Annotated in this window: 19 protein-coding genes and 1 tRNA gene; 6 read left to right on the top strand and 14 right to left on the bottom strand. The window is 63.9% G+C overall.

The genetic code is table 11. The features are described from left to right. Positions 1–47 precede the first annotated feature (47 nt). The 5 genes from AB8841_RS10715 to sdhC form a co-directional block, all read right to left on the bottom strand. Positions 48–575 (bottom strand): hypothetical protein, encoded by a 528-nt coding sequence (locus tag AB8841_RS10715; protein ID WP_370435840.1) that lies wholly within the window; start codon positions 573–575, stop codon positions 48–50. 81 nt (positions 576–656) lie between these two features. Further along, on the bottom strand, positions 657–1,439 hold the full coding sequence (locus tag AB8841_RS10710; protein ID WP_370435839.1) for a succinate dehydrogenase iron-sulfur subunit: 783 nt from the start codon (positions 1,437–1,439) through the stop codon (positions 657–659). A 121-nt stretch (positions 1,440–1,560) separates the two neighbouring features. Next, the gene (gene sdhA, locus AB8841_RS10705) at positions 1,561–3,384 is read right to left on the bottom strand and encodes a succinate dehydrogenase flavoprotein subunit (protein ID WP_370435838.1); all 1,824 of its coding nucleotides are present in this window, start codon (positions 3,382–3,384) and stop codon (positions 1,561–1,563) included. 11 nt (positions 3,385–3,395) lie between these two features. Next, positions 3,396–3,812, bottom strand: coding sequence for a succinate dehydrogenase, hydrophobic membrane anchor protein (gene sdhD, locus AB8841_RS10700; RefSeq protein WP_370435837.1), 417 nt, complete (start codon positions 3,810–3,812; stop codon positions 3,396–3,398). Between the two features lie 12 nt (positions 3,813–3,824). After that, a complete protein-coding gene (gene sdhC, locus AB8841_RS10695; RefSeq protein ID WP_370435836.1) occupies positions 3,825–4,220 on the bottom strand; it encodes a succinate dehydrogenase, cytochrome b556 subunit in 396 nt (131 codons plus the stop codon). 199 nt (positions 4,221–4,419) lie between these two features. Here sdhC and AB8841_RS10690 point away from each other — a divergent pair, with 199 nt between their 5' ends. Both AB8841_RS10690 and AB8841_RS10685 read left to right on the top strand, forming a co-directional pair. Continuing rightward, positions 4,420–5,307: a LysR family transcriptional regulator gene (locus AB8841_RS10690; protein ID WP_370435835.1), complete on the top strand. Its 888-nt coding sequence runs from the start codon at positions 4,420–4,422 to the stop codon at positions 5,305–5,307. 144 nt (positions 5,308–5,451) lie between these two features. After that, entirely contained in the window at positions 5,452–6,123 is a 672-nt protein-coding gene (locus tag AB8841_RS10685; protein ID WP_370435834.1) for a hypothetical protein, read from the top strand. Here the strand turns inward: AB8841_RS10685 and folD are convergent, their stop codons facing one another. The 3 genes from folD to AB8841_RS10670 are packed head-to-tail and all read right to left on the bottom strand — an operon-like array spanning position 6,124 to position 7,644. Beyond that, entirely contained in the window at positions 6,124–7,026 is a 903-nt protein-coding gene (gene folD, locus AB8841_RS10680) for a bifunctional methylenetetrahydrofolate dehydrogenase/methenyltetrahydrofolate cyclohydrolase FolD (RefSeq protein WP_370435833.1), read from the bottom strand. Then, positions 7,023–7,343 carry a DUF167 family protein gene (locus tag AB8841_RS10675; RefSeq protein WP_370435832.1) on the bottom strand — a complete coding sequence of 107 codons (321 nt, stop codon included), beginning with the start codon at positions 7,341–7,343 and terminating at the stop codon, positions 7,023–7,025. The genes folD and AB8841_RS10675 overlap by 4 nt, the downstream gene beginning before the upstream one ends. A 10-nt stretch (positions 7,344–7,353) precedes the next feature. Then, positions 7,354–7,644, bottom strand: coding sequence for a YggT family protein (locus AB8841_RS10670; protein ID WP_370435831.1), 291 nt, complete (start codon positions 7,642–7,644; stop codon positions 7,354–7,356). 179 nt (positions 7,645–7,823) lie between these two features. Here AB8841_RS10670 and AB8841_RS10665 point away from each other — a divergent pair. Beyond that, a tRNA-Ala gene (locus AB8841_RS10665) sits at positions 7,824–7,899 on the top strand. 499 nt (positions 7,900–8,398) lie between these two features. Here AB8841_RS10665 and AB8841_RS10660 read toward each other — a convergent pair. Next, positions 8,399–8,683 (bottom strand): hypothetical protein, encoded by a 285-nt coding sequence (locus AB8841_RS10660; protein WP_370435830.1) that lies wholly within the window; start codon positions 8,681–8,683, stop codon positions 8,399–8,401. Positions 8,684–9,341: 658 nt separating this feature from the next. On the opposite strand from AB8841_RS10660, the gene AB8841_RS10655 reads away from it, so the two are divergent. Then, the gene (locus AB8841_RS10655; RefSeq protein WP_370435829.1) at positions 9,342–9,656 is read left to right on the top strand and encodes a hypothetical protein; all 315 of its coding nucleotides are present in this window, start codon (positions 9,342–9,344) and stop codon (positions 9,654–9,656) included. 124 nt (positions 9,657–9,780) lie between these two features. Here the strand turns inward: AB8841_RS10655 and AB8841_RS10650 are convergent, their stop codons facing one another. Continuing rightward, positions 9,781–10,245, bottom strand: coding sequence for a PRC-barrel domain-containing protein (locus AB8841_RS10650; protein WP_370435828.1), 465 nt, complete (start codon positions 10,243–10,245; stop codon positions 9,781–9,783). Positions 10,246–10,559: 314 nt separating this feature from the next. On the opposite strand from AB8841_RS10650, the gene AB8841_RS10645 reads away from it, so the two are divergent. Further along, positions 10,560–10,685, top strand: coding sequence for a hypothetical protein (locus AB8841_RS10645; RefSeq protein ID WP_370435827.1), 126 nt, complete (start codon positions 10,560–10,562; stop codon positions 10,683–10,685). 51 nt (positions 10,686–10,736) lie between these two features. On the opposite strand, the gene AB8841_RS10640 is transcribed toward AB8841_RS10645, so the two are convergent. The 4 genes from AB8841_RS10640 to AB8841_RS10625 all read right to left on the bottom strand — a co-directional run bounded on the left by AB8841_RS10640 (position 10,737) and on the right by AB8841_RS10625 (position 18,189). Then, the gene (locus AB8841_RS10640; protein WP_370435826.1) at positions 10,737–11,528 is read right to left on the bottom strand and encodes a hypothetical protein; all 792 of its coding nucleotides are present in this window, start codon (positions 11,526–11,528) and stop codon (positions 10,737–10,739) included. Positions 11,529–11,818: 290 nt separating this feature from the next. After that, the gene (locus tag AB8841_RS10635; protein WP_370439242.1) at positions 11,819–14,953 is read right to left on the bottom strand and encodes an efflux RND transporter permease subunit; all 3,135 of its coding nucleotides are present in this window, start codon (positions 14,951–14,953) and stop codon (positions 11,819–11,821) included. Then, the gene (locus AB8841_RS10630) at positions 14,953–16,224 is read right to left on the bottom strand and encodes an efflux RND transporter periplasmic adaptor subunit (protein WP_370435825.1); all 1,272 of its coding nucleotides are present in this window, start codon (positions 16,222–16,224) and stop codon (positions 14,953–14,955) included. Before AB8841_RS10630 ends, AB8841_RS10635 begins: the two co-directional genes overlap by 1 nt. Before the next feature lie 375 nt (positions 16,225–16,599). Next, entirely contained in the window at positions 16,600–18,189 is a 1,590-nt protein-coding gene (locus AB8841_RS10625; RefSeq protein WP_370435824.1) for an isocitrate lyase, read from the bottom strand. 478 nt (positions 18,190–18,667) lie between these two features. Between AB8841_RS10625 and AB8841_RS10620 the strand changes: the two genes are divergently transcribed. After that, complete coding sequence (locus AB8841_RS10620) at positions 18,668–19,687, top strand: hypothetical protein (protein WP_370435823.1); 1,020 nt, start codon at positions 18,668–18,670, stop codon at positions 19,685–19,687. Position 19,688 lies beyond the last annotated feature (1 nt).

Genomic DNA, 19,688 nt, shown 5'->3' with positions numbered 1-19,688 from the left:
TTAGAGTCAAGGGACGATCTTGGCGGGCTACTGTGAAATGGCAGAGATCAGGGCCGAGTCAAGCCGAGGCGGTCTCGCAGGAGCTTGAGAGCACTGATTTGTCCGGGGGTCGGCTCGCCATCGGCTTCGATCACTCTTCTGGCCATGTCGAGAATGTCTTCCCGTTGTGGTCGTTCGAGAGTGGCCAGCCACAGCTTTGCAAACCTCAAGGACAGGGTGTTGGGGTCGGTGACATGACCGGCCACCCATCGTGCAAAGGTGAAAGCCTCCTCGATTCCGGTCAACCCCATCACGTGCTGCATCTCGGTTTTGATGGCCGCCTCCGCCGCATGGCTGAGGCCTCCCCGCTCGGAGGCGAGGCCGATCAGCATGGCGGCCACTGCCGCAACCGGATCGTCCACCGCCTCGATTGGCGAGCTTTCGGCTTTCTTGCGAAACTGCCGGCGCCTGTGAGCGCTGCGCAAGCGTTGGGCGGCGTCGACGACCTCACCGGCCACACGACCCATGTCACGAAGGCGATAATACCAGAAGGCGGCGGCGCCGAGCGCCCCGAGGACGGCGAGAAGAGCGGGCATGAAAAACTCCGGGAGCGGCCAGAGAGCCACTCACGGAGTGTTATAATAGAACAGTTGTTTCGCGCCAGGCTTTTTGTCCGGTTAGACGGACCGCGCGACCATCATCTTCTTCACCTCGGCGATGGCCTTTGCCGGGTTCAGGCCTTTCGGGCAGGTGTTGGCGCAGTTCATGATCGTGTGGCAGCGATAGAGCCGGAACGGATCATGCAGGTTGTCGAGACGCTCGCCCGTGGCCTCGTCGCGGCTGTCGATGAGCCAGCGATAGGCCTGGAGGAGGGCCGCCGGGCCCAGGAACCGGTCGCCGTTCCACCAATAGCTCGGGCAGGAGGTGGTGCAGCAGGCGCAGAGAATACACTCGTAGAGGCCGTCGAGCTTGGAGCGTTCCTCCGGCGTCTGGCGCCACTCGGTCTCGGGCGCCGCCGTCTCCGTCTGCAGCCAGGGCTGGATGGAGGCGTGCTGGGCGAAGAAGCTCGTGAGATCGGGCACGAGGTCCTTCAGCACGGGCATGTGCGGCAGCGGGTAGATCTTGATCGAACCCGATCCACAATCGTCGATGCCGAGCGTACAGGCCAGCGTGTTGCCGCCCATGATGTTCATGGCGCAGGAGCCGCAGATGCCTTCACGGCAGGAGCGGCGGAAGGTCAGGGTCGAGTCGACGTTGTTCTTGATCCAGAGCAGTGCGTCGAGAACCATCGGGCCGCAATCGTCGCGATCGATGTAGTAGGTGTCGATGCGCGGGTTGGCACCGTCGTCCGGGTTCCAGCGGTAGATGCGGAATTCCTGGACGTTGCTGGCCCCGGCCGGCTTGGGCCAGGTCTTGCCTTCGGTATATTGGGAATTCTTGGGAAGCGTGAATTGGGCCATTAGGACTTACCTTGCCTTGACTTCGTCATGCCCGGCCTCGCACCGGGAATCCGCGCCTTTGCTCCGCTTGGGCGTGGGAAGACGTGGATGGCCGGGTCGGACCCGGCCATGACGGGTGCTGTTAGTACACGCGGGCCTTCGGCTCGATGTACTGGATGTCGTTCGACATGGTGTAGGTGTGCACCGGACGGTAATCGATCGTCACCTTGTGGGAGGTGTCGTCGAGCCATGCCAGGGTGTGCTTCATCCAGTTCTTGTCGTCGCGCTCGGTGAAGTCCTCGCGGGCATGGGCGCCGCGGGATTCCTCGCGGTTGGCGGCCCCCTCCATGGTGACGACCGCCTGCCCGATGAGGTTGTCGAACTCGAGCGTCTCGAGAAGGTCGGTGTTCCAGATGAGCGAACGGTCCGTGACCTTCACGTCGGCAGCCGCGTTCCAGACCTCGTGGATGAGCTTCTTGCCCTCTTCCAGAACGTCGCCGGTGCGGAACACCGCGCAGTTGTTCTGCATGGTCTTCTGCATCTGGAGGCGCAGCTGGGCGGTCGGCGTCGAGCCATTGGCGTAGCGGAACTTGTCGAGGCGCGAGAGCGCAAGCTCGTCGGCCCCCTTGGGCAGGTCCGCGTGGCGCGCGTTCGGCTCCAGGATCTCGGCGCAGCGCAGGCCCGCCGCGCGGCCGAACACCACGAGGTCGATGAGCGAGTTCGAACCGAGACGGTTCGCGCCGTGCACGGACACGCAGGCCGCCTCGCCCAGGGCCATGAGGCCGGGCACCACCATGTCGGGATTGCCGTTCTTCAGGGTGAGCACTTCGCCGTGATAGTTCGTGGGAATGCCGCCCATGTTGTAATGCACGGTCGGCAGAACCGGGATCGGCTCCTTGGTCACGTCGACGCCCGCGAAGATCTTGGCGCTTTCCGAGATGCCGGGCAGGCGCTCGTGCAGGATCTTCGGATCGAGATGGTCGAGGTGGAGATAGATGTGGTCCTTGTTCTTGCCCACGCCGCGGCCGGCGCGGATCTCCATGGTCATCGCGCGGGACACGACGTCACGGGAGGCGAGGTCCTTGGCGGAGGGCGCATAGCGCTCCATGAAGCGCTCGCCTTCCGAATTGGTGAGATAGCCGCCCTCGCCGCGTGCGCCCTCGGTGATGAGGCAGCCCGCGCCGTAGATGCCGGTCGGGTGGAACTGCACGAACTCCATGTCCTGCAGGGGCAGGCCTGCGCGCAGCACCATGGCGTTGCCGTCGCCCGTGCAGGTATGGGCCGAGGTCGCGGAGAAATACGCGCGTCCGTAGCCGCCCGTGGCGAGGATCGTCATGTGGGCGCGGAAGCGGTGGATCTCGCCGGTCGACTGGTCAAGAGCCACCACGCCGATGCAGCGGCCGTCCGAGTCCATCATCAGGTCGAGGGCGAAATACTCGATGAAGAAGTTGGTCTGGTGCTTCACCGCCTGGCCGTAGAGCGTGTGCAGGATCGCATGGCCCGTGCGGTCGGCGGCCGCGCAGGTGCGCTGCGCCGTGCCCTTGCCGAAATCCGTCGTCATGCCGCCGAAGGGGCGCTGGTAGATCTTGCCTTCCGCCGTGCGGGAGAAGGGAACGCCCCAGTGCTCGAGCTCATAGACTGCGGCCGGCGCGTTGCGCACCAGGTATTCGATGGCGTCCTGGTCGCCGAGCCAGTCCGACCCCTTCACGGTGTCGTACATGTGCCAGCGCCAGTCGTCGGGCCCCATGTTGCCGAGCGAGGCGGAGATGCCGCCCTGCGCCGCGACCGTGTGCGAGCGGGTGGGAAACACCTTGGTGATGCAGGCGGTGCGAAGGCCCGCCTGCGAGCAGCCGACGGTGGCGCGAAGACCCGCGCCGCCGGCGCCCACGACCACCACGTCGAAGGTGTGGTCGATGATGTTGTAGGCCTTGCCGTTGATGGCTGCGCCGTTCGTTGCTTGAGCCATGAGAGTATTCCTTAAACCAGGATGCGGCCGAGGCTGACCTTGAGGATGGCATAAAGGCAGGCCACGCCGACGATCACCGCGTAGAAATTGTTCGCGATGAGAGCGACGATCTTCGTGCCTTTGTCATGCACGTAATCCTCGATGACGATCTGCATGCCGAGCCGCATGTGGTTCGCCACCGAGATCACGGCGAGGATCAGGATGATCGCCACCAGGGGATGCGACACGATGGCGATGGCCTCCTGATAGGAGGAGCCGGCCAGAGCCGCCACGATGATCACGAAGGAAATGATGAGCGGGACGTTCGACACCGCCGTGACGCGGTGGATCCACCAATGCTCGACGCCGTGTCCGGAAGCGCCGAGGCCCTTCACGCGGGAGAGCGGGGTGCGCATGGAAACGCGGGTATCAGCCCTGTTGTCGGCCATGGCTCTCTTTCCTTAGAACACGAGGAACGCGATGACCCAGATCGCCACGGTGAGCACGATCGAGCCGATGAGGGTGAAGCGGGCCATGGCGATGCGCTGGACCGCTTCCATGCCGTAGCCGAAATCCCAGACGAGGTGGCGGACGCCGCCGAGCATGTGGTGCATGAGCACCCAGGTGTAGCCGAAGAGGATCAGGTACCCGATGGGCGAGCCGAAGAAGCCCTGCACGGCGTCGAAGGCTGAAGGGCCGGACGCGAGGGCCACGAGCCAGATCGCGAAAAGCGCGATGCCGACGTAAAGGGCAATGCCCGTCGCGCGGTGGAAGACGGACATCGCCATCGTCCAGCTCCACCGGTAAATCTGAAGATGTGGGGACAAGGGCCGCGGGGCCACTTTCGCCTCAGCCATAGCTTTCACTCCTGATCGGCGAGATCATCGCCCGTAGTTTGGAATGGTTCGTATCGGAAGCGCGGGAACACCGCAATGCGCCTTCCGCCCAAGATGGTTACAAGAGGCACACTTCGTCAGTGACGAAGATGCACCGGGCTCGCATAACGCGCAATTTTTAATTATTCTTATCTCCCTTCGCAAACGACGAAGGATGCTTATGCAATTCGACCTCACCGATCTGAGCCTGTTCCGCCATGTCGTCGAGGCGGGCAGCATCACCCACGGTGCCGAGCGCGCCCATCTCGCGCTGGCCGCCGCCAGCACCCGCATCCGCAACATGGAGAAGTCCCTGGGAGCCCCACTGCTGGTGCGGACGCGGGCCGGCGTGACGCCGACCCCTGCCGGCAGAACCCTCCTCCAACATGCGCGCACGCTCCTGGCCCAGGCCGAGAGGCTGAGGGAGGATCTCGGCACCTATACGGGCGGCCTCGCCGGCCAGATCCGGATTCTCTCCAACACCAATGCGCTGACCGAGTTCCTGCCCGAGGCCCTCGGCGCGTTTCTGGCCCAGCACCCGCAGGTCTCCATCGACCTGGAGGAGCGCCTGAGCGACGAGATCGTGGGGCTGATCGCCGAAGGCGTAGGCGATATCGGGATCGTCGCAGGGACCGTGGAGACCGGCCAGCTCGAGACCTATCCCTTCCGCAGCGACCGCTTCGTGCTCGTGGTCCCGCAGGGGCATTCTCTCGCCAGCCGGTCGAGCATCGCCTTCGCCGAGGTCCTGGAGCACGACTTCGTGGGCCTCGACCGGGCGAGCGCCCTTCAGCGCTTCCTCGCCGGCAAGGCCAGCCGGATCGGAAAGCCCCTGCGCCTGAGAGTCCAGCTCCGCAGCTTCGATGCGGTCTGCCGCATGGTGGAGGCCGGGGTGGGGCTCGGGATCGTGCCCGAGACCACAGCCCAGCCCGCCACCCGGACCATGGCGATCCAGAGCGTCGTTCTGGACGATCCCTGGGCCGCCCGCGATCTCACCCTCTGCATCCGGTCGCTCAAGGACCTGCCGCCCTCGGCCCGGCAACTGGCGGAGCATCTGCGGCGCAGGGTTTAGAGCGGCGTCAACCGCGCACCGGGCCCGATCACGGCTTTGGGAATTCTTTTCTCTCCTCCTGCCCTCAAAACGCCGCAGGATGCCGAAGATCCTTGGCGCAGCGGCAGCCTCTCGCACCTGCCGGGACAAGCACAGGAGGTTCGCATGAAGAGAACGACGCTCGCGTGGCCGATGTTGGGCCTTCTCGCCGCCATTCCGGCCGGCGCGCACGCCCAGAGCGCCGGCGCTTCCGCCGACACGACCTTCTTCGTCACCAGCGTGGGCTTGGGCAAGGGCGCGGATCTCGGCGGCCTGGAGGGAGCCGACCGGCACTGCCAGTCCCTCGCGGAGGCCGCCGGCATTCGCGGCAAGGTCTGGCGTGCCTATCTGTCCACCCAGGCTACGGGCGGCGCGGCCGCCGTCAATGCCCGCGACCGGATCGGGAGCGGGCCGTGGCAGAACGCCAAGGGCGTCGTGATCGCCAAGGACGTGGCGGATCTGCACGGCCCCGACAACAACATCAACAAGCAGACCGCCCTCACCGAGAAGGGCGAGATGGTCAAGGGACGGGGCGACACGCCGAACGAACACGACATGCTCACCGGATCCCAGCCCGACGGCACCGCCTTCACGGGTTCTCAGGACATGACCTGCGGCAACTGGACGAAGAGCGGCGCGGACGGCGCCGCCATGCTGGGACACGACGACCGGATGGGAACCGACCCGGGACCTCCGGGGCGATCCTGGAACTCGTCGCATCCCTCGCGCGGGTGCAGCCTGGACGCCCTGAAGAGCACGGGCGGCGCAGGCCTGTTCTATTGTTTCGCCGCGAACTGATCAGGCGGCGAAGTCGACTGCCGGCATGGCGAGGCCGCGGCGCAGGCACGCGGCCTCCAGGGTGTTGCGCAGCAGGCACGCAATGGTCATGGGACCGACGCCGCCCGGAACCGGCGTGATGGCGGACGCGACCTTCGCGGCCTCCGCATAGGCGACGTCCCCCACCACCTTGGTTTTGCCTTCGCCGGCGGCGGGGTTCGGCACCCGGTTGATGCCTACGTCGACCACGATGGCGCCGGGCTTGACCCAATCGCCCCGCACCATCTCGGGCCGCCCGACGGCCGCCACCAGGATGTCGGCCTCGCGGCACACCCGGGGCAGATCGCGGGTCTTGGAATGAGCCACCGTCACCGTGCAGCTCTGGGCGATCAGCAGCTGCGCCATGGGCTTGCCGACGATGTTGGAGCGGCCCACCACCACGGCGTTGAGCCCAGCGAGGTCACGGCGTACCGACTGGATGAGGAGAAGACAGCCCAGGGGCGTGCAGGAGACGAGCCCCGGCACGCCGGTCATGAGCCGGCCCGCATTGATCGGATGGAAGCCGTCCACGTCCTTCGTCGGGTCGATGGCCTCGATCACCTTCTGGGCGTCGATCTGCTTCGGGAGGGGCAGTTGCACGAGAATGCCGTCGACCGCCGGATCGGCATTGAGCCGGGCGACCAGGGCGAGGAGTTCGGCCTCGGTGGTCGAGGCGGGAAGGACGTGCTCGAAGGAGCGCATGCCCACTTCCACGGTCTGGCGCGCCTTGTTCTTCACATAAAGCTGGCTCGCCGGATCCTCGCCCACGATCACGACGGCAAGTCCGGGCGTCACACCCTGGCCGGACAGGGTCCCGACCGCATGTGCGATCCGGTCCCGCAATCCCGCGGCATAGGCTTTTCCATCGATGATCGATGCGGTCATGAAGTCGGTCCTGTCAAAACGGCAAGGTCATTGGCAAGGGCTTGCCCCTCGCCGGCAATCAGAAACGTTTTCAGCCGGGCGGTCGCGCCCGCCTCCAGGCCCACGGCGGAGGCCGGCAGCCCCAATGTCTTGGCGAGCAGACGCCTCACGGCCTCGTTGGCCGCCCCGTCTTCCGGCGCGGCTCTCACCCGGACCTTCAGGACCGGCCTGCCGTCGGAGAGCGCCGCCACCCCGTCCACGGCATCGCGCCCGCCCTTGGGCGTCACGCGGACGCGAACCTCGAGGCCCTCGGGACGGATGTGCCAGGGCTGGCTCAAGCCCCTCTCCTCAGAAGACGTAGGGCAGGACGTAGTAGCGGATGGCGCGGTCCACCAGCATGATCAGCAGGATCAGGATGACGGGAGAGATGTCCACGCCGCCGAGATTGGGCATGATGTTGCGGATCGGCCGCAAGGCGGGTTCGGTCACCGCATCCAGGAATTTCCAGACCGAGCGGACGAATTCACTGCGGGTGTTGACCACGTTGAACGCCACCAGCCAGCTCAGGATCGCCGAGGCGATGATGAGGTAGGTGTAGAGCTGCAGGGCAACCAGAATGACTTCGAACAGAGCGCGCATGGGAAACCTGTCGGGATCGGGCGCTGCTCATGTAACCTTCCAAGCGGGGCTGAACAACCCGGAAACCGCTGAAAAACGGTCTCTCTTCTCCAAAAGGCTCCTCCAACCGCCCTCTCGCCGATTGACAGACCGAAGCCAGCAGGCCTAAAACTCGGGCCGCTTGGTCTGATGAAGCGACCGGGGCTGTAGCTCAGATGGGAGAGCGCTGCAATCGCACTGCAGAGGTCAGGGGTTCGAATCCCCTCAGCTCCACCAGGCTCCAACAAGAACGGTCATCCTCGCACTATTCCGCTCATACCCAAGGCTATCCAGGCTCCGGCTCTGTTAGAGCGGAAGGGTGAACAGGTCTTGCCCGTTACGCCCAATGCTGTGCGGCGCACTCGGGTAAAGCTAAGGCAACGAGCTCGCCTGGAAGACCCAAGGCTTCATGACCTTCGCCATGAGGCTGTATCCCGCTTCTTCGAGTATGGCCTCACCCTTCCTGACGTAGCTCTGATCAGCCGTCATAGAAACCCAAGGACATTTGGTCGACAGACTCACCTGAGGCCGGAAAAGGCGGCTCAGGAGGTGGCCAAGGCTACGGTTAGAGCATCGAACGCGAAAGTGGGGACCGGTTTTGCGTGAAAAGATGCTCGAGCTCATAGACTGACAGCATCGGATCCGAGTTCGATTCCACACCCGATGCAGCAGTTTGGCCAAGAGGCTTGGGAGACACCGATCGCCTCCCAAGCCCTCCACCTTCGCAAGTAAAAGGTTATCGACAGCGGCGTATCCGGCGCGTGACCAAGTCGCCGTTGTCGCCTTCTTCACGGATGACCACGGTCCGGCAGCGATTGATGCTTCCTGTCCTTAGATCATCCTCGTCGTACACACGACGACGTTCAATGTAGCGGCGCTCGTAACGACGCTCATCAGGTCCAACTCTGACGCTCGGACCATCCGGCCCGATACCAACCTGGACTTGAGCAAATGAAGGCGTTGAAGCAACAATACCTGACCCAATCAACGCTGCTTCCAATAGCCAAGTTACCTTCTTCATCTTGCCATTCCCTCGAAAATTACAGGTACGGTCCAACGCGTTACTTCACGATACGTTTCGTAGATCACTGGCAGATATTGAAAGATTATAGAAACAGCAAAGGAAGAGCGCCCGAAAGGGGCGCCTCCAAGTGGTCAGCCGTAGGGGCAAATCATGGCTGCGAGAGCACGGGATCTAAAAGTGGAATCCACTTTTGGGATCAATTTAATGCTCCCTTCTTAGATGAGCGCGTCGTTCTCTCGAAAAACCAGGGCCACCTTTCGCTAGCGCGGCCCGCAGGGTCCGCACGATGTGCTAGGTTACGGGAAACGACCGTTCAGCGAAGTAACGCGAGCCAATGGCACAACTCCTTGAGGATACCTGTTCACCAGCAAGCCAAACCAGATAGGGCTAAAGTAGACCATAGGGGCATACGAGCGCAGGGCCGCAGACTTTGACCAAATCAGAGTTCAGGCGCGGCCCATTTTCTTATCCTTGCTTTCAGCGCCAAGGAATTCACTAGCAAGAGACAATAGTCATACTCGTATGCATATATATAATCTTCTCAAACCTGAACAATTGTGTAAACTTTGCGGCATAACTTCTTTTCGCCATAAAGCCTTGCGGCGGCAACAACAATCACCATCAGCAGCTTGATGGATAAGCGCCAAAGAGAAAAATGCACAATCCTCCCATTCGCGGCATCCGGTTTGGCTTTTCAGCCCCCGACGATCAAGTTGTGTCCCTCAATGTTCCGGCGGAAAGCGACGATGGCTTGGAGCATCCACATTACTCCTTTGACATTGAGTACGATCCCGAGCATCCCGACAGGGTGACACTCCGCTTGTTAGAACTGGATCAGGACGCTTTCATTCGCACCATACGGAAAAGCATTTCGTTTCCTGTTGCCTTGCTTTCTGATCTGATGAGCAGAAGGACGGCCACACCCGAAGAAGTTGCTGAGTGGCAAACTGCCTCTGATGAGGATGAGTAACAGCCACTGAGAGCAGCGTGCGAAGAAGTGGGAACCGGTTCTTCGCGGGAACAATGCGCTCTTTCCAGGAAGGGAGCATCGGAGGGAAGCCCAAAAGTGGAATCCACTTCCTGCGTCCGATGCTCTAGCCCCCTGTGATATCAGTCCGGTATCCCTCCAGATCAGGGTCATACTCAAGCTTCTCCCACGGGATTGTGCTGTGATGGACACCGACACCGAGGAAGCCGCCAAATGTTACGTCCACCTTTGTGACGCGACCGCTTATCTTCTCGATCAGGAGACGTTTGATGGTGCCGATACGCTCATTGGCGCCATTGAAGACCGGGGTGCCTTCAACACGATCACTTTCGATTTCGGGATGAAGCGATCCGGGTCGCTCGATCGGACCTGATAGATAGTAGCCGTTTTCCAGTATCCCGGCGGCCACGACGGCTCTGCTGGTATCGACGTCCCACTCTTCGTCAGGCTCAATCCTTCTGACCACCTTCCATGGCCCTTCGTCACCGGGAAGATACTGACCTTGAGGCTCGTCCGTGAAGCCCTGAAGCTTGGGGGATTTTTGAGACTGAAAGACGTAGTAGGTCCTCATAAGCACCTCCCACTCGGCGAGATCGCTGCTCTCCTCGTCCTCGATATTGACTCATGTCTGGCATGAGAACGCAACCGTTAGGTTGTTGTCGGCGCAACGCGGTAGATCGCCCTCATGCCATGAACTTCGCCCACTCAGGGCTCACGTCAGCGCCTTACCCGTTTGGCGATCTAGCTTGTTGCTAACAAGATACTCTCTCGGAAGCTGACTATCGCTGCTGAAAGAATTTGCTGAGCCGTGGGTTTGTCAGCGTATTTTATGTCCCTTGGCTGCTCCTACAGGCCAATAAAGGCTGAGGCCAAGACAGCCATGAATTGCGCGACCAGAAGGTGGCGGACGACGCCTGTGTCTATGGAGACGTGAATCGGGACGGCAAATCCTACTTTGCCATTTTCCTGAAGATCATCGCGTCGCTGGTGAGGGGCGATCTCAGCCTGTAAGCCGACGATCGTATGAGTGGCGGACCGCCACTCATACGAAGAGCCGTCTGCCTATCGCGAGGAGACCCGGCCCATGAACCGGCACAAGGCGGTCAGGTCGGCCTCGTAGCCGTCGGGCGATGCGAGCACGCCCGCACATGTCTTGCGAAGCCTCTGCTTCTCGGCATCGCTCATCGCATTCCACTCGGCGGCCATGCGGCCCAGGACGGCGGGATTCGCGCCGGGCCCTGGCGGTGTTCCTGGGCTACCGATGACGCCGCCGGTACCGGGTCGGCCCGCGCCGGGTTGTCCCGGATTGCCGGGAGTTGCTCCAGGGCCGGCCACCCCGCCAATCCCGATTCCGACTCCGACATCGACCCCTCTGGAGCCGCCGGCACTCGCGCCGACGCCGGCATTGACACCATTCGCTCCGCCTATGGATGCATCGAGGCCTGCATTGACCCCTCTCGATCCGCCGATGGACGCGTCCAGTCCGGCATTGACGCCCCTCGATCCACCGATGGAGGCATCGACTCCGGCGCTGACGCCCCTCGATCCGCCGACCGATGCGCCGGCTCCGGCATTGACGCCCCCGGGTCCGCCGACACTCGCACCAACCCCGGCATTGACGCCGTTGGAGCCGCCGATGCTCGCACCGAGACCCGCGCCCAGACCTTCAGAGCCGCCAAGGCTTGCCCCGACTCCGGCGCTGATGCCCCCGACGCTGGCTCCGATGCCCAGCCCGCCCTCGCCGGCGCGCGAGCCGCGAGAACCGCCACTGTCTGCGGCGCTGCCGGAGGCGCTGCTGCCGCTCCCGCCGGGGCGTGCCTCGGATGATTGAGGAACCAAGAATAGCGCAAGCATTACTGCCACGCTGCAAGCAAGTTCTCTGCGCCTTCTAAGTAATAAGGACGTTCTCATGCCGGATCTCCTCTCGATAGGGATCTTGAGCCCCCATTGACAAAGAATCTTTCGAGAGGGACTTGTTCCTTGGTAAAGGAATTTATGAGCAATCCTTTTGTGTATCTAATATTATTACGTTAACGTGATCTACGATAACTTGAGGTTCCTTCCCACGCAGGCTCGGCATGAAACACTGCGCGTTCCATTTCTTGAGCCCTCAAGTCAGGCGTCAACGGCCCGGAACGGCGTTTTCAGCTCTGCGCCTCTGGTACCGTCACGGCCTCTTCCTCGCTCCGCCTCTTCCTGTCACGAGTCACCAAGCGGAAGAACAGGGGCACGAACAGAATCGCCAGGAAGGTCGCGGCCAACATGCCGCCGATGACGCCCGTGCCGACCGAGTGGCGGCTCGCGGAGCCCGCGCCCGTCGAGATGGCGAGCGGCACGACGCCGAGGATGAAGGCGAGTGATGTCATCACGATGGGACGGAAGCGCAGACGCGCCGCTTCGAGCGCGGCATCGAAGACGGAGGCACCCTCGCGATGGCGCTCCGCCGCGAATTCGACGATGAGAATCGCGTTCTTGGCCGAAAGGCCGATCAACGTGACGAGACCGACCTGGAAGTAGATGTCGTTCTCGATGCCGCGCAGCCAGATCGCGAGAATGGCCCCGAATACCGCGAACGGCACCGCCGTGATGACCGCGAAGGGCAGCGACCAGCGCTCGTATTGCGCGGAGAGGATCAGGAACACCATCACGAGGCCGAGGAGGAACCCTTGCGTTCCGGTTCCGGCCGATTGCAGTTCCTGATACGCAGAGCCGGTCCAACCGATCGAGTAATCGGATGGAAGGGTCTGAGCCACCACCTGCTCCATGGCGGCGATCGCCTGGCTCGACGAGAAGCCGGGCGCCGGATTGCCCTGGATTTTCGCGGCCGGGAACACGTTGAACCGGTCGACCACGTCGGGCCCCGAGACGCGGGTGGTGGTCAGGAGAACGTTGAGGGGCACCATGGCGCCGCTGCCGGAGCGCACGAAGACGTGCCGCAGATCGTCGGGCGACTGCCGGAAGGCGGGCTCCGACGAGAGGCTCACCCGGTAGGTGCGCCCGAACAGGGTGAAATCGTTCACGTAGAGGCTGCCGAAGGTGCTCTGCATCGTGTCGAAGATCGCCGAGATCGGCACGCCGAGCGCCTTCGCCTTATCGCGGTCCACGTCGATCCGGTATTGTGGCACGCCCGTGTTGAAGGTGGTCGACACGCCCGAAAGCTCCGGACGCCGGTTGGCCGCCTGGACCACGCTCTGGGCGGCCTGCGCGAGATTCTCCAGGCTGCCGCCGGAGCGATCCTGCAGGTAGAACTCGAAGCCTCCCGTGGTGCTCAGGCCCATGATCGGCGGCGGATTGAAGCCGATCACGATCCCGTCGCGGAAATTGGCGTTGAGGGCCGCGAATGACGGTGCGAGATTTCTCGCATCGAGTCGTGGATCGGTGCGCTCGGACCAGTCCTTGAGGGTCACGAAGGAGATGCCCGCATTGGTCTTCTGGGCGCCGGACAGGAAGTCGTAGCCCGCCAGGGTCACGACGTCGGCGACGGCGGGGTTCTGCGTCAGCCCCTCCGTCACCTTGGCGGTGATGTCGAGGGTGCGGTCGAGGGATGCTGCAGGCGGCAGCATCGTCACGACGAAGACATTGCCCAGATCCTCCGCGGGCACGAGGCCGCCGGGCACCCGCTCGAACAGCCACCAGGTCGCGCCGAGCATGAGCGCAATGACCACGAGGGCGGCCGCCGCGTGGCGCAGGAAGAACGCCGTGCCCGACGTGAAGGCCCCCGTCACCGCTCCGAAGCCGCGGTTGAAGATGCGGAACGGCCGCCAGGGCTCCCGATGGCCGGGTTTCAAGAGAAGCGCGCAGAGCGCCGGCGTCAGCGTCAGCGCGACAATGCCGGAGATCACCACCGAGACCGCGATCGTGACGGCGAATTGCCGGTAGAGCTCGCCCGCGAGCCCGCCCAGGAAGGAGACGGGGATGAACACCGCGCAGAGCACCAGCACCACGGCGATCACCGGCCCGCTCACCTCGCGCATGGCCTGGATGGCGGCCTCCCGGGGAGGCCTGCCTTGCGTGGTCATGATGCGCTCGACGTTCTCGAGAACGATGATGGCGTCGTCCACCACGATGCCGATGGCCAGGATGAGCCCGAAGAGCGTGAGGAGATTGATCGAGAAGCCCAGCGCATACATGCCCGCGAAGGTGCCGATGATGGAGACCGGAACCGCAAGCAGCGGAATCAGCGTCGCGCGCCAGTTCTGCAGGAAGATGAACACCACGATCACCACCAGCACGATGGCCTCGACGAAGGTGCGGATCACCTCGTCGATGGAAACCTCGATGAAGGTCGTGGTGTTGAACGGCACGTCGTAGCGCAGCCCGTCGGGGAAGCGCTGCGCGAGCCGCTGCATCGTGGCGTTGACGGCGGCAGAGACCTGGAGTGCATTCGCGTCGGGCTGGAGATAGATTCCGATCGGCACCGTCGGGGCTCCGTTGAGCGTCGCCACGGTGGAATAGTTCAGGGAGCCGAGCTCCACCCGCGCCACGTCCTTGAGCCGCAGGGCCCCGCCGTTCTCGTCCGAACGCAGGATGATCTGCTCGAACTCGCGGGGATCCGCGAGGCGCCCCTGCGTCGTGACCGAATAGGTGAAGGTCTGTCGCCCGGGCATCGGCTCCTCGCCGAACCGGCCGGCGGCGAACTGCGCGTTCTGGTCCCGGATGGCCTCCGCGATGTCGCCCGGCGTCAGGTTGAACTGGGCGACCTTGTCGGGCCTGAGCCAGATGCGCATCGAGTAGTCCGACGCGCCGAACAGCGAGGCGTCGCCGACGCCGGGCGTGCGCCGCAATTCGTCGATGACGTTCACCAGCGCGTAATTGGAGATGTAGATCGTGTCGTAGCGCCGGTCGGGCGAGGACAATGCGACGATCTGCAGGATCGAGGACGAGCGCTTCGTGACCGTCACGCCCTGCCGCCGCACCTCCTCGGGCAGGACCGCGTTGGCGCGTTGGACGCGGTTGTTCACGTTGATCGTGGCCTGGTCCGCATCGGTGCCGGTCTGAAAATACACGGACAGGTTCATGGTGCCGGAGCCCGTCGAGGTCGATTGCATGTAGATCATGTTCTCGACCCCGTTGACCTGCTGCTCCAAGGGCGCGGCCACGGTTTCGGCGATGGTCTCGGCGCTCGCTCCCGGATAGGTCGCCGAGACCACGACCTGAGGCGGCACGATCTCGGGATATTGCGCCACCGGCAGGATCCGCATGGCGATGATCCCCACGAGCACGATCACGATGGACAGGACGGACGCGAAGATCGGGCGGTCGATGAAGAATTTCGAGATCATGGCCGCGCCCCCGCCTGACCGCCCGGGCCGCCTTGACCGCCCTGGGCTCCCGACGCCGCCGTGCCGGTCGCCGCCCCGGTCGTTCCCGCGCCCACCGGAACCGGCCTGACGGGCTGCCCCGGGCGCACCCGGATCACGCCGTCGACCACCACCCTGTCGCCGCCGCTCAGGCCGTCGCGCACGACCCAGCCCGACGGGACTTCGGGGCCGAGGCGGATCGGCCGCGCCTGGGCGACGTCGTTCTCCCCGAGCACGTAGACCGATGGCCCTTGCGGGCCCTGGCTGACCGCCTGCTCCGGAACGACGATGGAATCGGGAAGCGTGATGCCGGTGATGCGCACGCGTACGAACTGACCGGGAAGCAGGACGCCGTCGGGATTGGGGAAGATCGCCCGCGCCTGGATCGTTCCGGTCTGCAGATCGACCCGCTGGGCGGCGGTGTCGATCCGGCCGGGCTGGGGATAGGAGGTTTCCTGCGCGAAGCGCAGCTCGACCTTCAGGTCCTTCTCGGAGATCGGCTTGTCCCGCCGCTCGTTGAGGGCCTGAAAGGCGCGCCATTCCGCGTCGGGAATGGAGAAGTCCACGTAGGCCGGATCGAGCTGCGAGATCGTGGTCAGGAGCGTCTGCTGCGCCTGGATGAGGGCGCCGACCGGAGGCGATTGCAGCGCCGTGGTGCCGGTCGCGGGTGCCGTCACCGTCGTGTAGCTCAGGTTGAGCTGGGCGCTGCGGACCTCCGCCTCGGCGAGCTGCACCCCGGCCTGCGCCTGATCCCGCTGCGAGTGGGCCTCATCGAGCTGCACGTCCGTCGAGACGCCCCGGCGGGCGAGCGGCTCGATGCGGTCGAAATTCTGCTGCGCCTGGACGAGGGCCGCCTGCGCCTGCTTGAGCTGGGCCTCGGCCCGGCTCTGGGCCACCTCGTAGGTGGCCGGATCGATCCGGAACAGCACCTGGCCCTCGGTAACCTTCGCGCCTTCGTCAAAGGTGCGCTCGAGCAGGAGGCCGCCGACGCGCGGGCGCACCTCCACGTCGCGAAAGCCCGAGACGCGCCCGGCATATTCGACCGGATAGGGAACCTCGGCGGGCTTGACCGTGACGATGCCGACCTGGGGCGCAGGCATCGCAGAGGCCGAGGCGGTCTGGGACACCGGCGATTTCCCAGACGAGCGGAACACGAACACGTAGAGGCCAGCGGCAAGCGCCAGACCGATAATGGCGATGAGAAGAATGCGCTTGGCCACGTTGTCCTCCGGAAGGACCGGATCGGACATGCCGGAGACCGGCCGCCTCGGTCTTGCTATCCAACGGCGGACAGGGGCTCTGGTTCAGCCCTCAAGCTTGAAAGAGAAAGGCGGATCGCGGACGATGGGCCGCGATCCGCCTTCTGTCATCGCCCGGCCATCGCCGTCACTCCCGCCTCCGGTGTCATCCCCGTGCAGCGGAGACCGGCATGACGCGAGAGGCCGTTCCCGGCCGACGCTCCACAACATCGGACGTGACATTGAACCCACATCCGATGCTGTCAGTCGATGGTCTCGAGCATCTTTTCACGCAAAGCCGGTTCCCACTTTCGCGTTCGAGGCTTGAACATCTTGGTTTGGGCATCTTTCCACGCAAAACCGGTTCCCACTTTCGCGTTCGATGCCCTAGCCGAACTGGTTCATCGTGTTGTGCGCGCCGCCGGCCTTGAGCGCCGCCTCGCCGGCGAAATACTCCTTGTGGTCGTCGCCGATGTCGGAGCCCGCCATGTTCTGATGCTTCACGCAGGCGATGCCCTGGCGGATCTCCTGGCGCTGCACGTTGCGGACATAGCCGAGCATGCCCTCGCGACCGAAATACTCCTTCGCGAGATTGTCGGTGGAGAGCGCCGTTGTGTGATAGGTCGGCAGCGTGATGAGATGGTGGAAGATGCCCGCCCGCCGAGAGCCGTCGGCCTGGAAGGTGCGGATGCGCTCGTCGGCTTCTCTCGCAAGCTCGGTCTCGTCGTATTCCGCGCTCATGAGCCTCGCGCGCTCGTAGGACGACACGTCCCGCCCGGCCTTCTCCCAGGAATCGTAGACCTGCTGGCGGAAATTGACGGTCCAGTTGAAGGACGGCGAGTTGTTGTAGACGAGCTTCGCATCGGGGATGATCTCGCGGATGCGGCCGACCATGCCGGCGATCTGCTCGATATGGGGCTTCTCGGTTTCGATCCACAAAAGGTCCGCGCCGTTCTCGAGCGCCGTGATGCAGTCGAGCACGCAGCGGTCCTCGCCCGTGCCGGGGCGGAACTGGAACAGGTTGCTGGCCAGTCTCTTGGGGCGCATGAGCCTGCCGTTCCGGTTGAGAACCACATCGCCGTTGACGCAGGTCTCGGGGGTGATCTCCTCGCAATCCAGAAAGCCGTTATAGAGGTCGCCGAGATCGCCGGACCGGCGGCTGACGGCGATCTGCTTCGTCAGGCCCGCGCCCAGGGAATCGGTGCGCGCCACGATGAGGCCGTCATCGACACCGAGTTCGAGGAAGGCGTAACGCACGGCGCGCAGCTTCGCGATGAAGTCCTCGTGCGGGACCGTGACCTTGCCGTCCTGGTGGCCGCACTGCTTCTCGTCCGACACCTGGTTCTCGATCTGGATGCAGCAGGCGCCGGCCTCGATCATCTTCCTGGCGAGCAGATAGGTCGCTTCCGCGTTGCCGAACCCTGCGTCGATATCGGCGATGATCGGCACGATGTGGGTTTGGTGATTGTCGATGGCGCTGAGGATCTCCCTCTCCCGGATCGTGTTGCCGCTTTTGCGCGCGGCATCGAGATCCCGGAAGAGAAGCCCGAGCTCGCGGGCATCGGCCTGGCGCAGGAAGGTGTAGAGCTCCTCGATCAGGGCGGGAACGCTGGTCTTCTCGTGCATCGACTGATCCGGCAGCGGCCCGAATTCGGACCGCAGGGCCGCGACCATCCACCCGGAGAGGTAGAGATAGCGGCGCTGCGTGGAGCCGAAATGCTTCTTGATGGAGATCATCTTCTGCTGGCCGATGAATCCGTGCCAGCAGCCGAGCGACTGTGTGTAGAGCGACGGATCGGCGTCATAGGCCGCCATGTCCTCGCGCATGATCCTGGCGGTGTGGCGCGCGATGTCGAGGCCCGTCCGGAAGCGGTTCTGCAGGCGCATGCGCGCCACCGATTCCGGATCGATTCCGCTCCAGGTGCGGGCCTCTTCGACGATGCGATGAGCCTGCGCGATCTGATCTTGATAAGCCACGGTCGTGTTCCTCGTTTCTGGACTGGTTGAACGAGGAAGTACCCGGGGCGTTCATGCGCCGGAAGGCGCGTAAAGGTCCGGGTGTGGAGCTTTACAGCATGCGCTCTGTCACGCTGTAAATCTTTGACACAACATCGAAACGGCCTTGCGGTTGATTTTCTTAAGCTATTCGAAACCGGCTGCGGCGCCGGCCGTCCCGGCGAAGACGCATACGCCATAAGTCTATGCCATTAGAGCCGAAAGCTTGGAGTAGTGGCTTTCGGCGCCCGCTGGCCACGCGGCTTCCGCCCCAGGGATCGGACGGTGTAAAGACCTTACAATCCGCTCATCCGTCATCGTGAGGATGACGGCGGGAGGCGGGAGTGACGGGCGAACCGGAGCCGCTTCGCCGAAAACGGCCTTGGCCTCCGCATGGAACGGTAGAACCTCTGACGTTGTTGAGCTCTGCATCATCAAGCGGAAGGGACGGGGATCCGCCATGCCAACGGTTATCGCCATCGAAGCCAAGCCCCTCGGTATCAGGGACATCAACAGCGAGTTTCATCACCTCTACCTCGTGAAGACGGTCACCGACAGCCAGGGACGCGTCGTGTCGGAGAAGGTGATCCGGGGCAGCTTCGAATCGGACGGCAGTCTCGGGGCGATCGCCGATGTGAGCCTCGCCTCCTCGCCCGACCGGCGTGGCTCGGAGACGCCGCAGGAGCGGCACCGCACCGTCCTCGATCTCGACGCCCGCGACGCCGACGATGTCTGGAGCGTGATGGTCAAGCATGCCCAAGATATCGACGCCGCCCATCTGCCCTACAGCCTCGACATCTACCGGCAGGCGCCAGGCGGCGACCTCAACAGCAATTCGGTCGTCGCCTCGGTGCTGCACAGCGTCGGCATCAACTGGGCCACCCATTCTCCGGTCGGCATCCGGCCCGGCGAAGCGCCGCTCTACGGCCAGCTCCAGTTCATGAAAGTGAACGATTCGCTCTTCGGAACAGCGCACCGGGACATCATGTTTGGCGGCGTCGGCAACGACAGCCTCGTCGGCCGGGCCGGGAACGACAGCCTCGTCGGCGACAGCGGGAACGACAGGCTCTACGGACAGGCGGGCCATGACCGCCTGAGTGGCGGCGCCGGCAACGATATCCTTTACGGCGGAATCGGCCGGGATACGCTGCGGGGCGATGCGGGCAAGGACGCCTTCGTGTTCAACACCAGGCCCGATCCCGTGACCAATATCGACACAATCGTGGACTTCTCGGTCGCCGACGACACCATCTGGCTCGACAACGCCGTCTTCAAGGCGCTCGGACCGGCGGGACACCTGAAGCCGTCCATGTTCTGGACCGGCGCGGCCGCGCACGACGCCACCGACCGGATCGTCTACGACCGGACCCACGGCGTTCTCTCCTACGACCCGGACGGCGCGGGCGGCACGGACGGGATCGCCTTCGCCAAGATTTCGGCGGGTCTCAAGATGACCTATGCGGACTTCCTCGTCGTCTGAC

Origin of the sequence: Microvirga sp. TS319 (assembly GCF_041276405.1) — a bacterium.
Classification (GTDB): Bacteria; Pseudomonadota; Alphaproteobacteria; order Rhizobiales; family Beijerinckiaceae; genus Microvirga.
This window is presented reverse-complemented; position numbering and strand designations above follow the sequence as displayed.

Bases quoted from the DNA above. Each gene is read 5' to 3' on its own strand.
- AB8841_RS10715 (WP_370435840.1), bottom strand. From the start codon at position 575: ATGCCCGCTCTTCTCGCCGTCCTCGGGGCGCTCGGCGCCGCCGCCTTC.
- AB8841_RS10710 (WP_370435839.1), bottom strand. From the start codon at position 1,439: ATGGCCCAATTCACGCTTCCCAAGAATTCCCAATATACCGAAGGCAAG.
- sdhA (WP_370435838.1), bottom strand. From the start codon at position 3,384: ATGGCTCAAGCAACGAACGGCGCAGCCATCAACGGCAAGGCCTACAAC.
- sdhD (WP_370435837.1), bottom strand. From the start codon at position 3,812: ATGGCCGACAACAGGGCTGATACCCGCGTTTCCATGCGCACCCCGCTC.
- sdhC (WP_370435836.1), bottom strand. From the start codon at position 4,220: ATGGCTGAGGCGAAAGTGGCCCCGCGGCCCTTGTCCCCACATCTTCAG.
- AB8841_RS10690 (WP_370435835.1), top strand. From the start codon at position 4,420: ATGCAATTCGACCTCACCGATCTGAGCCTGTTCCGCCATGTCGTCGAG.
- AB8841_RS10685 (WP_370435834.1), top strand. From the start codon at position 5,452: ATGAAGAGAACGACGCTCGCGTGGCCGATGTTGGGCCTTCTCGCCGCC.
- folD (WP_370435833.1), bottom strand. From the start codon at position 7,026: ATGACCGCATCGATCATCGATGGAAAAGCCTATGCCGCGGGATTGCGG.
- AB8841_RS10670 (WP_370435831.1), bottom strand. From the start codon at position 7,644: ATGCGCGCTCTGTTCGAAGTCATTCTGGTTGCCCTGCAGCTCTACACC.
- AB8841_RS10660 (WP_370435830.1), bottom strand. From the start codon at position 8,683: ATGAAGAAGGTAACTTGGCTATTGGAAGCAGCGTTGATTGGGTCAGGT.
- AB8841_RS10655 (WP_370435829.1), top strand. From the start codon at position 9,342: ATGCACAATCCTCCCATTCGCGGCATCCGGTTTGGCTTTTCAGCCCCC.
- AB8841_RS10650 (WP_370435828.1), bottom strand. From the start codon at position 10,245: ATGAGGACCTACTACGTCTTTCAGTCTCAAAAATCCCCCAAGCTTCAG.
- AB8841_RS10640 (WP_370435826.1), bottom strand. From the start codon at position 11,528: ATGCTTGCGCTATTCTTGGTTCCTCAATCATCCGAGGCACGCCCCGGC.
- AB8841_RS10630 (WP_370435825.1), bottom strand. From the start codon at position 16,224: ATGTCCGATCCGGTCCTTCCGGAGGACAACGTGGCCAAGCGCATTCTT.
- AB8841_RS10620 (WP_370435823.1), top strand. From the start codon at position 18,668: ATGCCAACGGTTATCGCCATCGAAGCCAAGCCCCTCGGTATCAGGGAC.